Here is a 14,858-nt window from a genome sequence, read left to right on the forward strand (position 1 = left end):
CCATCTCAGCTAATCCCAATACCTAATCAAGTAAAACTCAGTCGGTTAGCAAAACCTCGATAAGCTGGTTGCAGGTTTAGGCCGAAGGCTAAATTCACAGAATTTAAATCCTGCACGACCCACCATCTCAGCTAATCCCAATACCTAATCAAGTAAAACTCAGTCGGTTAGCAAAACCTCGATAAGCTGGTTGCAGGTTCAGGCCGAAGGCTAAATTCGCAGAATTTAAATCCTGCACGACCCACCATCTCAATACTCAATCAAGTAAAACTCAGTCGGTTAGCAAAACCTCGACAAGCTGGTTGCAGGTTCAGGCCGAAGGCTAAATTCGTAGAATTTAAATCCTGCACGACCCACCATCTCAGCTAATCCCAATACCTAATCAAGTAAAACTCACTCGGTTATCAATGCCTCGATAAGCTGGTTGCAGGTTCAGAAACATCGAGCAAATCAAAAAACAGCATTCCCTTGCTGCTCATTATTTATAAATTACAATCCTTCAGGCAGCAGTCCGTTATCCTGTAAAAAACCAATCACTAATTCTTGCATTTTTTCAGCCATATCATGCATATCGTCATAACCTTGTAGGTTGGCGAGATCGGTACCGACTTCGGCAAAGCATTGCATTAAACACTGTAATGACAACGCCGCTTTCTCTGCTGTGCCGCAATTAAAAATGGTTTCTAGCGCTTGAACATACTTCTGTGGCATCCATTCATGGTATTTACGGCCTTTATACCAAACATGATGACCTTGAAGGGAAACAAGACCTTCAATCAGCGTTAGAAAATACTGCTTCATATCTGCGCTTCGTGACCAGGCCACCCATAACTCATCGCGGGTTAATGCAATCGCCACTTGATGGGCTTCATGCCAAAAATCGGTAACAATGTCTGCAAATTCAGAAGTGCTTAAAGGCGTAGGTAGCAGCGATGTTGAATTGGCATCCTCAGGTAGACCATCGGTGATCCCCGTTTTATCTAATAAAACAGCAAAACCCCGTGAGAATGTGGCGTCTAGGCCTTCACGCTTCATTTTTTCTAGACGTTCAGGTTCTGCAAAGGTGAAATCTACTTTACGGCCTTCTTCGTAGATAACTAAACACGTTGGCCAATCTGGCGCATCATCTTCTAAGTTTAGTAAATGGAGCGCGGCTAATGGTTTGCCAAAGTTATCAATCCAGTGCTTTTGTTGAAAGAGTTCTGTGACGCCATAGCCGATTAATTCAATATCAATATCAGAATAATGGTCGATATCTTGCTCACGACCACGTGAACCGGTTAGTACCACGGCTTCAATTCTCGGGTCGAGTAGTGAAATAGAAATTATTTTATTTATTAACGATGCAGGTGATTCCATAACTGGCCCATTTAATATAACAGGATGCGCTAAGATACCGATAAAGTGCAGTAAAAGCGAAGCTTCAAGCGTAAAAAGAATCGAAAAGCGAAAAGAATGTCTGAAAATACGTCTCAATAAATAAAATGAGTGGAGACTTATTAAGCAAAGTGGAGTATCTTGTTTAGTATATAAAACAAGAGTTGCTTTATTTTGTGGTTTTAAGCTTAAAATAAGCCTTAAAATCGCTTTATGCTAAACAGAGGCAAGAAATGAGCGTGTTTATCGATTTTGAACAGTCAGTTTACCCATTTCCACCCAAACCTGCGCTATTAAGCTCGGATGAGAAAGTGTTTTATCGCGAACAAATTAAATCACTGCTGATTGAAAAAAATGCGGTTATCGTTGCACATTACTACACCGATCCTGAAATTCAAGCATTGGCAGAAGAAACTGGCGGGTGTGTCGCAGACTCACTCGAAATGGCGCGTTTTGGCGCCAAGCATCCAGCATCAACATTGGTCGTTGCTGGGGTTAAATTTATGGGCGAAACGGCCAAAATACTTAGCCCAGAAAAAAACGTCCTAATGCCTACACTAGATGCGCAATGCTCCCTTGATTTAGGTTGCCCAGAAGAGGAATTTATTCGCTTTTGCGATGCGCATCCCGATAGAACAGTGGTCGTGTATGCCAATACATCCGCGGCGGTAAAAGCACGAGCGGATTGGGTCGTCACATCCAGTATTGCTGTTGAATTAATCGAGTACTTAGATAGCCTCGGAGAGAAAATCATTTGGGCCCCTGACCGCCATCTTGGACGCTATGTACAGCAACAAACTGGCGCAGATATTTTGTGCTGGGAAGGGGCGTGTATTGTACACGATGAATTTAAAACGCAGTCTTTAGAAAAAATGAAAGCGCTTTACCCTGAAGCTGCGGTGTTGGTTCACCCTGAATCTCCTCAAGCTATTGTCGAGCTTGCTGATGCAGTGGGATCCACAAGCCAATTAATTAAAGCAGCACAAAGTTTGCCGAATCCATCGATGATTGTGGCAACGGATAAAGGTATTTTCTATAAAATGCAGCAAGCCTGCCCAGAAAAGGCTTTATACATTGCGCCTACAGCAGGAGAGGGGGCAACCTGCCGAACTTGTGCCCATTGTCCTTGGATGGCAATGAACGGCTTAAAAGCGATTGCAGAGGCATTAGAAGGGAACGCTAATAACCATCAAATTCATGTCAGTGATGATTTACGTAAAAAAGCGTTATTACCACTGAATAAAATGCTAGATTTTGCACAGAGTCTAAAATAAAAATAACCGTGTCATTAAATGAAGTACTGAGCAATACAACATTGACTAACATTAAAAGGGTTTCGGGATGGATTTCTTTAGTACAGCCAATACATTAGTGCAGCTCCCGCTTTGGGGTTCAGTGTATGATTTATCGTATATTGAGGCCGTGGGGACAATCGCGGGCTTGCTTTGCATTTTACTGGCAAGTTTAGAAAAAACGATTAATTACCTGTTTGGTTTAATCAACGTTTCTCTGTTTGCCGTTATTTTCTTTCAGATTCAATTGTATGCAAACTTACTTTTACAGATATTTTTCTTTGTTGCGAATATCTATGGTTGGTATGCATGGAGCCGTGTGAGCAGCTCTCAACAAGCGGAATTAAAAATTCGCTGGTTAAGTTTACCGAAAGCCTCTGTCACGCTAGTCATTTCCGTATTAGCGGTGCTCTATCTTACTTTTAACATTGATGCGGTATTTGGCGTTCTTGCGACTTGGGCTGTTGAGATCTTGAATATGTTTGGTGCCAATTTAGCGATGCCAACCATAGAGCCTGATGCATTCCCATTCTGGGATTCCGCCATGACGATCCTTTCTGTAGTTGCGATGATTTTAATGACGCGCAAATACGTAGAAAACTGGCTGCTTTGGGTGATCATCAATGTGATAAGCATTGTGATTTTCTTTATCCAAGGGGTATATGCAATGTCGTTGGAATATCTGATTTTGCTGGGTATCGCCTTGAATGGCTCTCGACTTTGGATAAAATCAGCAAAAGAGAATGGCTCAGCGCCTTTGTCTCGCCCATAGACTCAAAAAAAACAGAAAACGGCTAAAGTAACATCCTCGTTATTTAGCCGTTTTACTTATTTTTAACACTGCAAAATGTGAATTTAGCCTATTTATTGTGCTGAATATCGCTATTTCACCTCATTTTATAATCAGCCCTAAATAAACCCCTTATTTCTGCGTGCGTTTGGCTGTTTACAGATGTTCGCTGAACGGTTAGATTAAAAATTCGATGCCGATTATCTTTTAAGTTATCAATTCATCTTTAAAGCGCGTTGAGGGAACTTACAGGCGATTTTTGCGCGCTAACTTGAGATAAAAAAGGTATGCAAATCAACAACAGTAAAAAATAATAAACATTGGATATACAGGTATGAACTATCAGAACGATGACGTCAGAATAAAACAAATAAAAGAATTATTACCTCCTATTGCTCTGCTTGAAAAATTTCCAGCAACCGATAAAGCTGCGTTTACCGTTCATGAAGCACGCCTTGCTATTCATAATATTTTAGCGGGTAAAGATGACCGCCTTGTGGTGGTGATTGGCCCATGTTCGATTCATGACACCAAAGCTGCACTTGAGTATGCGGAACGTTTAGCTCCGTTACGTGAAGAATTAAAAGATTCGTTAGAAATCGTTATGCGAGTCTATTTTGAAAAACCACGTACAACGGTTGGTTGGAAAGGCTTAATTAATGACCCTCGTATGGATCATAGCTTTGATATCAACGAAGGCTTGCGTATTGCGCGTGAATTATTATTAACGATTAATAACCAAGGCTTACCAACTGCAGGTGAGTTTTTGGATGTGATTAGCCCACAATATGTTGCTGACTTAATGAGCTGGGGCGCAATTGGCGCACGTACGACTGAGTCACAAATTCACCGCGAATTAGCGTCAGGTCTGTCTTGCCCTGTTGGTTTTAAAAATGGGACAGATGGCACAATTAAAATTGCCATTGATGCGATTAACTCTGCGCGTTCCGCTCACTGTTTCTTATCTGTGACTAAATGGGGGCATTCAGCCATCGTCAACACAGGCGGTAACCCTGATTGCCATATTATCTTACGTGGTGGTAAAGAGCCAAATTACAGTGCGAAACATGTGAAAGAAGTGCGTGAAGGCTTAGAAAAAGCAGGTTTAGTGCCAAGCATTATGATTGATTTTAGCCATGCTAATAGCTGTAAAAAATTCGAAAAGCAAATGGAAGTGGCGACGGATGTTAGCGAACAAATTAGCAATGGCGACCGCTCAATTACGGGTATTATGATTGAAAGTAATTTGGTTGAAGGTAACCAAAACTTAGAGTCAGGTGAACCATTAGTGTACGGTAAAAGTGTTACTGATGCGTGCATTGGCTGGGCAGATACTGAAAAAGTGTTACGTCAATTATCCGATGCAGTGATTGCTCGTCGCAATAAATAAATATATTTATATCTAAAAAGCCAATTCATAAACGAATTGGCTTTTTTATTTGTGCCTTTTAATTTATAGGTTAAATATTATTTGAAAAATTAATAATTTCAATATTATTTATCTTAAAACTAAATTTGTTTTTGGTTTTTATTTGGTATATTTTCATCTTTCACATTTTATAATTTTTATCTGTATTTTTTAAATTAATCTAATTGAATTTTTATTACACCAACCAACATGGTTTAAAGGGACTTAAATGAATAACAGTGATATAAACTATCAAGTTAAGCTAATTGACGATAGTCATTATCTTAAAGAAAAAATGGATTTTTTATTGAATCTCAAAAAGGAATATATCGAAAAAACATCGGTATATTTTAAGTCTTATTCACCTGCTAATTTGCTCAGTAACTTTGTTTTATCACCTAAAACATTGGAATACACTTATGCCATTAATCAATATAAAAAAAAGATAGGTGATATAAATTCAAAATTTGAGATATTTCAAAAAGGATTTGAGTCTTATCTCAAAGATAGAACACGTAGTAACTACGAATTATTGAAGGATTTCCATAAGGATATCAAATCGATACCTATTGATTATCCAAGGTATAATCCTTATATACAGAGGCTTAGAAGAAGGTTAAGCACTGAAAATAATAAAGATATGCAAGCATTGGAAGGAGAAACTCGCCAACTTAATCATGAGCTTAAAGGCATAGGAAATATTATTGATGATATGATGGAGACGGTTGAGTTATTTGAAATTCAAGGTGTTTATGATGGAAAAGATTATATTAAACATTCTGACTACACAAAAGAGATGAAAGGTATATGTGAAGGTTTTATTGAAGCTAAAAAAGAAATTTTAAATACTAAAGCTCATGATTATTCAGATGATGATATTGAATTGATAGAAATGGATATTCTTTATTATGAAAATAAGAACAAAGAATATTTGAAATTTATTGAAATGGTGGAGGGTGTAATTAAAAATCAAATATCTAAAAAACACACCTCTGAACTAAGCCAAATTAAAGCTGTGGATAGTAGTCAGCTAGATATATTAACTAATTTAATAGCGAGCTCTCAGGTAGTAAGTTTGAATACAATAGCAAACGATAAAAAAATAGGGAGCGCAGTTACCGATTTTTTCTTTCCAAATCAACAAATAGTATAATTTAAACTTAGTTAAACCCCTGCCAGTTAAGTGGCAGGGGTGTTCGCAAAAATTATTTTGGAATATGGTTTAGAAAAGCTTCAAGTTTCTCTTTTTCTTCTGGTGTTGCATTTGCTGGAGTTGCCGTTAATTGTAAAACACCCTCTGGCATTTGGACGTCAAAGAACACTTTCCCTTTTTCGCCTTTCACATAAGTGACATCTTTTAGTGGAATGCGGTAGCAATGCGCAAAAATATTTGGGCGAATATAAAACTGGGCATCTTTAACGGCTAAATAGAGGTTATCACCGGCTTTTTTACCAAAGTAACCAAGGAAAATGGTTAGGACAAACAAAAACATGCCTAAACTTTGGCTCAGTAAAATAAAGGCAATACTGATAATACCGAGGGAAATCACGACAATACGGTTATTGCGTTTATTAAATTCAATTTTTTGTGTAAAACCGATATTGAGGCTAGTATCAAATGGTTCTAATTGGCGATAACGCCAGCGAGTAGCCGAAAAAATCATTCCCATAGCAAATACAATGGTAATTGGCATCAATGCAACGCTACTGATAATTGCTAAAGCGATAGAAAGTTTAGGCTTATAGGCCAGCACCATCATGCTGACAATTTGAATTGGAAAGCTAACACAAGCAATGATCATTAGGGTTTTCATGAGCTCATGATTAGCCGCGCCATTTGAGCCATCTATAACCAGTTCCCCTGCATTGATCATGTACAGAAGCGAGCCCAAAATACTGGCGCTGAGGACTAAACCTACCCAAACATAGATATTAAATTTATTCATTTCGTTGTTTTATCAACCTTTCAAAAAATTTTCCCTATGATAGTCGGTTATTGGGTTTTCTGACACCTCGAGTTCGTGTTTTTTATGAAGAGGAGAATTATGGGCAATAAAAAAGGCTAAGCTTTCGCTTAACCTTTTATTAGCAAAATAGAGTGAATACTTACTTCGCTTTACCTTGGTTCGCTACCGCAGCTTGTTTTGCAGCGATTTCGTCTTGGTTACCTAAGTAGTAACGTTTGATTGGTTTCATGTTTTCATCGAATTCATAAACCATCGGTACCGCTGTTGGGATGTTCAGGTTCAGAATTTCATCTTCGCCCATGTTATCCAAGTATTTCACTAGCGCACGCAGTGAGTTACCGTGTGCTGCAATGATGACTTTCTCACCGCTTGCAACACGTGGCTTAATCACTTCTTCCCAATAAGGAACAACACGGTCGATAGTGGTTGCTAAGCTTTCAGTTACAGGTAATTCGCTTTCTGATAATTTTGCATAGCGTGGGTCGTGACCTGGGTAACGCTCATCATCTTTAGTCAGATCTGGTGGGGTGATTGCGAAACCACGACGCCACAGTTTCACTTGCTCGTCACCGTATTTTGCCGCAGTTTCTGATTTGTCTAAACCTTGCAGGGCACCGTAGTGGCGCTCATTCAGTTTCCAGCTTTTTTCAACTGGCAGCCATTGCTGTTCAACTTGATCAAGAATGTTCCACAGGGTGTGGATAGCACGTTTTAGAACAGAAGTGTATGCAAAATCAAAGACAAAGCCTTCATCTTTCAGTAATTGGCCCGCAACTTTTGCTTCTTCGCGGCCTTTATCCGATAACTCAACATCCGTCCAACCTGTGAAGCGGTTTTCTTTGTTCCACTCACTTTCACCGTGTCTTACTAAAACCAGTTTAGTTACAGCCATAGCTAAAACTCCTATCAGTACATTCTAATTAGAAATGAATTGTTGCTGACCTACATTATAGGGATAGTCAACTTGAACGCTAGTAGCAACTTGCGTTTTCTCCCTATCGATGTGAAAAACAAATTTTACACCCTGAGTGTGATTTGTTTTCTAGGTTGATAAACTTTTTCGATACACTAAATTTAACTCGAATTGAATCGATACAGCAAGCGATAAAATAACTGTTTACACATTCTCATGACTGACATCAAGCAAAGCACCTCGCTGTTTTAAGGAAAGTGGTCAGCAGCTCGCTGATTTTACGAATGACTAAGAATTATCGTTTTTGCCAGCTTAAATTGGGTGTCATGTTTAGGAAAAATTTTCAATGATGTAAGGTTAGTGGCTTGTTAAAGTACTGAAATTAGCATGGTGTGCTTAATAAATGACCAGATCAATGGCGCCATTATTGCTTCCATACATATTCAAAGCTTATTGCCGAAATAATTGAAATGACAGTTCATAGAAAACAATTATCCCGACCTATCTTAAATTACTTGCTGTTATAGTTTAACGTTTCACGGTAATTCCCTTATTAAGGGCAGTTAATGGAATCGTGTTTTATATAAAATCATATGAAATTAAGGTTTATTGAATCAATATAAATTTCTGGATTAATTACGCTGATTATTTTTGAATATTTAGTTTGTTATTCTGATTGTTATTTTAATAAAAAATTTTTTAAAATAAAAAATATAGTTTATATTGTTGCTAAGTACTTATTAATCAATTTTTTATTGGCAATCAAAAAAATAAAAAATACTTTTTTAGATTAAATATCAATCCAATTTAATAAATGAGGGTGGAATCACAGTAATTCTTTATTTTATAAGTTTAGAATGATGCTAATTTCTAAAGGGGAACATGATGACTTTGCATTTTGCTTCATTTTTTAAAGCCTGCTTTTTAATTTTGCTTTCGTGTGATGGCAGAGTTAAGGCTTTATTGAGCAAAATTTGCTGGTTCGTTCCGGTGTCCTCTTTAGAAAAAGATGAATCAGAGCAGGTTGATCAATTTGAAAATGATTTTTCTGTCAATTGGTCACAGTTATGGTTAAGTGCACAGAAGCTTTATACCGCTGTATTTGATAGCGAACCGAGTAAATTAGAAAGAAAATCTTGTGCGAAGCCAATGATAGCATTAAGCATTATCAAGCGTTATGAGTTATTGTTTTTATTCCTTATTTCGAGTTTACGTCACTTGATGACTTGTCGTCACTCTAGTGGTGCGCCTGGAAATATGGCTCACTTATTTTTATTGCCTTTTAAAAGCACAATGCGCGTTTTCGCCATTGTGCTTTTTTTATTACCTGAATTAAATTCTTAAGGAGTTTTTATGTTTATTGTCTGTGTCGCAGCTTGCCCTACCGGTGTCGCTCATACCTATATGGCTGCAGAATCGTTAGATATTGTTGGAAAAAAACGAGGCCACGAAATTAAAGTTGAGACCCAAGGAAGCATGGGGATTGAAAATGAAATTACGAGCGAGGACTTAGCACGCGCAGACGCAGTTATTTTAGCCGCAGATGTTGCAGTAATTAATAAGGAACGATTCGATGGAATGATTAAGCTTGAATGCAGTGTTGCAGACCCGATCAAGTATGGCGATGCAATTATTGATGCAATTGAGGAGGAAATGAAGAATGGGGCAGTTTAGTGGTGGGTCTAAATTAGGCGTTGGTACGGAAATTAAAAATGCCATTATGACGGGCGTATCATGGATGCTGCCATTTGTTATTGCTGGTGCAGTGATAATGGGGATATCGCGTATTGGTGCATCACTCTATGGTATTGATAATATTTGGGATGCTAGTCATCTTGAAGCGACAAATGTTATGGTGCAAATGTTGCACAAATTTGATGGGTTCGGTGGATTAGCCTTATCTCTCATGTTACCCATTGTTGCAGGGTATATTAGCTTTGCTATTGCGAATAAGCCCGGATTAGCGCCGGGAATGGTTGGCGGTTTATTGGCTAGCAATTTAGGGACGGGGTTTTTAGGTGCGTTGGCTGCTGGATTTATTGCAGGTTATATCGTTCGCCTGCTAGCCAAATACACCAAATTACCCAAATCGCTTGCGTCCGCAGGGCCTATCTTTATTTTGCCCGTCGGCGGTACACTACTAACCTGCATTATTATGGCATTTGTGATAGGCGCTCCATTAGCAGCACTCAATCATGGCATGGAGCAATGGCTTCTATCTATGTCGGGTTCAAATAAGGTTATTTTAGCCGCAGTGATCGGTGCGATGGTCGGTTTTGACCTTGGTGGCCCCGTTAATAAAGCGGCGGTAACGACAGCAATGGCATTATTAGCGTCAGAAATTTATGAGCCAAATACGGCAGCACAGGTTGCAATTATTATTCCACCGATTGGCATTGGTCTAGCAACGCTTATTTGGGCTAAGCGTTTCCCTGAGTCTTTACGAGAGGCGGGGAAAGCCTCAACACTCATGGGACTCATTGGTGTTTCAGAAGGCGCAATACCTTTTGCATTAGCAAATCCCAAAATCATTATTATCAATATCATAGGTGCGGCAACGGGAGCTGCGATGGCTGTGGGATTAGGGGCAATAAATCATGCTCCAATTTCGGGTTTTTATGGGTGGTTAGCCGTAGATAAATGGCCAATATATATATTATCTGTAGCTGTTGGTTCTGCAATTATCACCATTGGTTCTTTATTAATATTTCGTGGAAACGAAACGATAGAAGCTAAAAAAGCAGAAGCACCTGCACCTAAATTTAAAGTCGGACGTTAGCTGAATATTTATATTCTTAATTAGGTAGTGTTAATTATCGCGAATAACGTGACGGGTTCGTTCGGTCAAAATTATTTAAAGGTTACATCATGAAAACTGTACATTTAATTCAACATACACACTGGGATCGTGAATGGTATTTCACTGAGAATGATTCCAAAATTGTTCTTTATTATTTTATGAATGACTTAATTAAACACTTACAAGAAGATCCTTCTCTTGGGCCATTTATATTAGATGGGCAAACCGTGGTGTTGGAAGATTATTTACAGGTAGCACCGGAACAGCGTCAATGTTTACAACAATTAATTAAACAAGGACGGATTTTAATTGGGCCTTGGTACACACAAACGGACTTTTTAGTGGTAGGCGCTGAGTCCATCACGCGAAATTTACTGTTGGGTAAAGCAGATTGTGCACTATGGGGAAATTATATGCCTGTGGGATATGTGCCTGATTCATTTGGGCAAAGTGCACAGCTCCCTATGTTTTTGCAAGAGTTTGGCATTGAAAATGCGGTTGTATGGCGTGGCTGGTGTGAGCATGATATTGCAAGTAGTGAATTTATTTGGAAAGCAAAATCTGGTCATCAAGTTATTACCGCAGTATTACCTTGGGGTTACGGTTGTGCAAAATGGTTGCCCGATAATCCAGAAAAAGCATTAACGGTTTTACCTGCAATTTTAGAAAAACAGGCGCGTTTTGCTCATTCAGACCAAATATTATTACCAAATGGGAATGACCAATCGCCATTTGAATATGCTGTGCCAGCGATGCTTGAGCAGCTCAATAAAACACAAAATGAATATTATTTTGTCAAAAGCAGTTTTAGTCAGTTTTTTGATGAAATTAAAGCTAATAGCACTACATTGCCTGAGTTTGAAGGGGAACTACTGAGTCCGAAATATATGCGTGTTCATCGTGGTATTTTTTCGGCTCGCATGGACATCAAATTATTAAATACAAAGTTAGAGCAATTTGTTAGCCAGCAACTAGAACCACTGTTGTCAATTAATTGGCGACTTGGTTTACCGTATCCTCAAATCGCGGTTGATAATATTTGGCGTAAAGCTATGCAGTCACATGCTCATGACAGTATCGGCGGATGTAACTCTGACCGTGTTAATAGCATGGTGAAAGCACGCTTAAAAGATGGTTTAGAAAGCGCTAATCAATTATTTGACCTGAATATGAAGATGTTAGCGCGAGGTATTGAGGCTAAGCAAGACGGTAAAAAAATCATCATTTTTAATACGTTACCACACAAAAGAGATGCACAGGTTCGTATTACACTTTACACACCTGAAAATGATTTTTGTATTAAAGATAATACAGGAAAGCCTTGTCTCTGGCAGCTTGTTAGTGAAGAAAAACAAGATATGTCATTGATTGTACAAGAGTTGGCGAATAGCACGACAACGACATGGTATCGCAAATGCGAGATCTTACTTGAAGCGAAAGACTTACCTTCTTGTGGTTATCAGACTTTTTATTTAGTTGAAGGTGAAAGCGCAGGTTTTGAACTTAAAACGGATACTCAGGTAGAAAACACATTAGAAAATGAATGGCTAAAACTTGAAGTTAATCAAGGGCAACTGACGCTAATCGATAAGCGTAATCAACAACAATACCCGAATATTCTTCGCTTAATTGATAGTGGTGATGCGGGGGATAACTACAATTATTCGCCTCCTGAAAACGACTGGTTAATCAATAGTGATGGGCACTTACAACAATGTGATTGTGTGAGAGCACCTTTAATGGATTCATTTGTACTCCAGTGGTCTATTCCTGTTCCGCAAGATGCTGCTGCGCGTCAAGAAAAACGAGCTAATGCACATTTAGTCGCTAGCATGAAAGTCTCTTTGCCTCATGATAAGGCATGGTTAGATGTTGAAGTGACGATTAATAATACGACCGAAGATCATCGAGTTCAGGTTGAAATTCCAACGAACGTCCAACAGGCATTTCATTTTGCAGATCAGCCATTTGGCTTAATTCAACGTGAAAATAGCCCCGCAGCAATGAAAGTGTGGCGAGATGAGAGCTGGACAGAGGCACCAACAGCACTTTATCCAATGCAAAGTCTAGTTATGCAACATGATGATAAAAAAGGTATTTGTGTTGTTACTGAAGGGCTTCGAGAGTACGAAATACCTGCGAGTCATACTGAAACTATTCGAGTAACGCTTTTGAGAAGTGTCGGGTGGCTTGGTCAAGCAAACCTCACTTGGCGACCAGGTAGAGCATCGGGCATGGTGCTACCGTCACCTGAGTCACAAATACAGGGCTCGCATCATTTCCATTTTGCTGTGTTGCCAATAAGCGATGGCCTGAGTACGAAGCTTTGGCGCGATATTGAGCATTGGCGTTTGCCTGCATTTGGTTACCTAGACTCAGGTTGGTCTCAATTTAAAATGAATCCACATAATATTGTTTTCCCAAATCATTATAGCTTACTGACATGGGATAGTGAGTTACATTTCAGTACGTTAAAAAAAGCACAGAACCAAGAGTCACTCATTTTACGTGGATGGAACCCAACGAACGAAACTAAAACATATTCAGAACCAAAATCAAATACACAAATACACCAAGTAACTTTATCGGAATCGGTATGCATAAATACGGCTAAAGCAGCTCCTTGTACACCAGTGTCTTGGTTAATTAGTTAATTAGAAAAGGAAAATATTATGCAAACACTACCATTTTGTTGTGAGTTACCCAATGGTATTCATGCAAGACCAGCGAGTGCTATTGAACAAAATACCGTTGGTTTTCAATCGGATATTATATTGTTTAATCAAAGTAAAACTCGCCAAGCGAATGCCAAAAGTGTGTTGGCACTTGTGGGGGCGGACGTTACTCATGGTGATGAATGCTATTTTACAATTAGTGGCCATGATGAAAATCTCGCTTATGCAAAATTAAAGGCCTTTATTGAACACGAATTTATTCATTGCGACGAAAAATTCCCGCAAAAAGATAAGCAGGAACAAAGCATTATTCCTGTTTACCTAAGTCGAACGACTTCTCAAATGGTTCGTGGTCATGGTATTAGTCAAGGCATTGCAAAAGGAAAGGCCGTTTATGTGCAATCGTTTGATTTACAACAAATTGCCTGGTCTGAGCCCTCGAGTACCCAAGCAGAGCAAGGCGCTGCGTTAACACATGCGTTGCAATGTGCTCGTCAGCAGTTTACTCAAGATATTGAACAAGCTGATAAGGTGGCAATAAATATTTTAGAGGCGCAGAGCCAATTACTCGATGATGAGGATGTTGAGGCGTGTCTATTGGAGCCCAGAGAAGCGCATAATGCGATAGCCGCATTATCAATGGCAATTGAAGAGCTGAGTTTGCCATTTCGGGAAAGTAGTAATGAATATTTACGCCAACGCGAGCTAGATATTCAAGATTTAGGTTTGCGTATTGCAAAGTACCTTGGTATTCAAACTAAAATACAATTTCCTGAATTAACAGAAGATTCAATTGTTGTCTGCCAAGGGGTATTAACGCCAAGCGAATTATTGGCGTTAAGAGGAGAATATCTGCAAGGTATTGTAATGGGGCAAGGGGCAGAAACATCCCATACCGCTATTTTGGCACAGTCTTTTGCTCTGCCTTTAATGTGTGTAGCACCTCCAACTATTGAGTCGATTCAATCTGCTCAAGTCATATTATTAGACTCGAAATATGATTTGTTAGTACTTGAACCCGATGCTTATGCAGATAATTGGCTAAAATTTGAAAAAGAAAAATTATCTCACTTATCAGTGTCTTTAGATGAATCGAATATTGAATATGCTGTATTGAGCCCATCCTTAATTTTACTTGATGAAAGTATGGCAAGTAAGGATGAGGTTATTAAACGGTTAACAGATAACTTAGAAATTAATCATCGAACAAATTCTGGTGTGCAAGTTGAGCAAGCAATATGGCAAAGAGAGGAAATATTTAGTACAGCCTTAGGGTTTTCAATTGCAATTCCACACTGTAAATCACCTTTTGTTAAACATAGTAGTATTTCAGTATTACGTTTACCTAATGAATTAGCGTGGGGGGATAACGTAGATGTTAAATTAGTTATTATGTTAACGATTAATGATTCTGATGAAAGTCAACATATGCGAATATTTTCTATATTAGCTCGCAAATTAATGCATGAATCTTTTCGAGAGAAAATATTAAAAGCAAAAAATGAAATTGATATTGTTGAATTGTTAAAAGTTGAGTTGGAATTATGACTTAATTAAATGAGAGTCTAATTAAAATAAAATCCTTACCTTCCTTTTTAGTTTTACTTTAAAGGCTGAGACTCTTTGTTTTTAAAAT

The 14,858-nt window shown here is 38.6% G+C and carries 12 protein-coding genes; 9 read left to right on the top strand and 3 right to left on the bottom strand.

From position 1 onward, the window contains the following. Nucleotides 1-489: 489 nt before the first annotated feature. Nucleotides 490-1,359, bottom strand: a complete 870-nt coding sequence (locus AC4IFT_RS09265; RefSeq protein ID WP_490751176.1) for an aminoglycoside 6-adenylyltransferase — start codon at nt 1,357-1,359, stop codon at nt 490-492. A gap of 251 nt (nt 1,360-1,610) precedes the next feature. Between AC4IFT_RS09265 and nadA the strand changes: the two genes are divergently transcribed. From nadA to AC4IFT_RS09285, 4 genes are all read left to right on the top strand, one after another. Then, complete coding sequence (nadA, locus tag AC4IFT_RS09270; RefSeq protein WP_490751177.1) at nt 1,611-2,651, top strand: quinolinate synthase NadA; 1,041 nt, start codon at nt 1,611-1,613, stop codon at nt 2,649-2,651. A gap of 67 nt (nt 2,652-2,718) precedes the next feature. After that, the gene (gene pnuC / locus AC4IFT_RS09275; protein WP_490751178.1) at nt 2,719-3,441 is read left to right on the top strand and encodes a nicotinamide riboside transporter PnuC; all 723 of its coding nucleotides are present in this window, start codon (nt 2,719-2,721) and stop codon (nt 3,439-3,441) included. A gap of 352 nt (nt 3,442-3,793) precedes the next feature. Next, nucleotides 3,794-4,849, top strand: a complete 1,056-nt coding sequence (gene aroG, locus AC4IFT_RS09280) for a 3-deoxy-7-phosphoheptulonate synthase AroG (protein WP_219244286.1) — start codon at nt 3,794-3,796, stop codon at nt 4,847-4,849. A gap of 247 nt (nt 4,850-5,096) precedes the next feature. After that, nucleotides 5,097-6,020: a hypothetical protein gene (locus tag AC4IFT_RS09285; RefSeq protein ID WP_490751179.1), complete on the top strand. Its 924-nt coding sequence runs from the start codon at nt 5,097-5,099 to the stop codon at nt 6,018-6,020. Between the two features lie 52 nt (nt 6,021-6,072). On the opposite strand, the gene AC4IFT_RS09290 is transcribed toward AC4IFT_RS09285, so the two are convergent. Continuing rightward, on the bottom strand, nt 6,073-6,813 hold the full coding sequence (locus AC4IFT_RS09290; protein WP_490751180.1) for a hypothetical protein: 741 nt from the start codon (nt 6,811-6,813) through the stop codon (nt 6,073-6,075). Between the two features lie 160 nt (nt 6,814-6,973). Continuing rightward, on the bottom strand, nt 6,974-7,726 hold the full coding sequence (gene gpmA, locus AC4IFT_RS09295; RefSeq protein ID WP_206085318.1) for a 2,3-diphosphoglycerate-dependent phosphoglycerate mutase: 753 nt from the start codon (nt 7,724-7,726) through the stop codon (nt 6,974-6,976). Nucleotides 7,727-8,629: 903 nt separating this feature from the next. Here gpmA and AC4IFT_RS09300 point away from each other — a divergent pair. From AC4IFT_RS09300 to AC4IFT_RS09320, 5 genes are all read left to right on the top strand, one after another. Further along, a complete protein-coding gene (locus AC4IFT_RS09300; protein ID WP_490751181.1) occupies nt 8,630-9,091 on the top strand; it encodes a hypothetical protein in 462 nt (153 codons plus the stop codon). 9 nt (nt 9,092-9,100) lie between these two features. Then, nucleotides 9,101-9,421 (top strand): PTS fructose transporter subunit IIB, encoded by a 321-nt coding sequence (locus AC4IFT_RS09305; RefSeq protein ID WP_219244283.1) that lies wholly within the window; start codon nt 9,101-9,103, stop codon nt 9,419-9,421. Continuing rightward, nucleotides 9,408-10,526, top strand: a complete 1,119-nt coding sequence (locus AC4IFT_RS09310) for a PTS fructose transporter subunit IIC (RefSeq protein ID WP_490733211.1) — start codon at nt 9,408-9,410, stop codon at nt 10,524-10,526. Before AC4IFT_RS09305 ends, AC4IFT_RS09310 begins: the two co-directional genes overlap by 14 nt. Before the next feature lie 89 nt (nt 10,527-10,615). Further along, entirely contained in the window at nt 10,616-13,201 is a 2,586-nt protein-coding gene (locus tag AC4IFT_RS09315) for a glycoside hydrolase family 38 N-terminal domain-containing protein (protein WP_490751182.1), read from the top strand. A gap of 18 nt (nt 13,202-13,219) precedes the next feature. Continuing rightward, complete coding sequence (locus AC4IFT_RS09320; protein ID WP_490751183.1) at nt 13,220-14,770, top strand: fructose PTS transporter subunit IIA; 1,551 nt, start codon at nt 13,220-13,222, stop codon at nt 14,768-14,770. The last annotated feature ends 88 nt before the right edge of the window (nt 14,771-14,858 follow it).

The sequence above is a fragment of the Providencia sp. UF-183 genome (genome assembly GCF_058246155.1).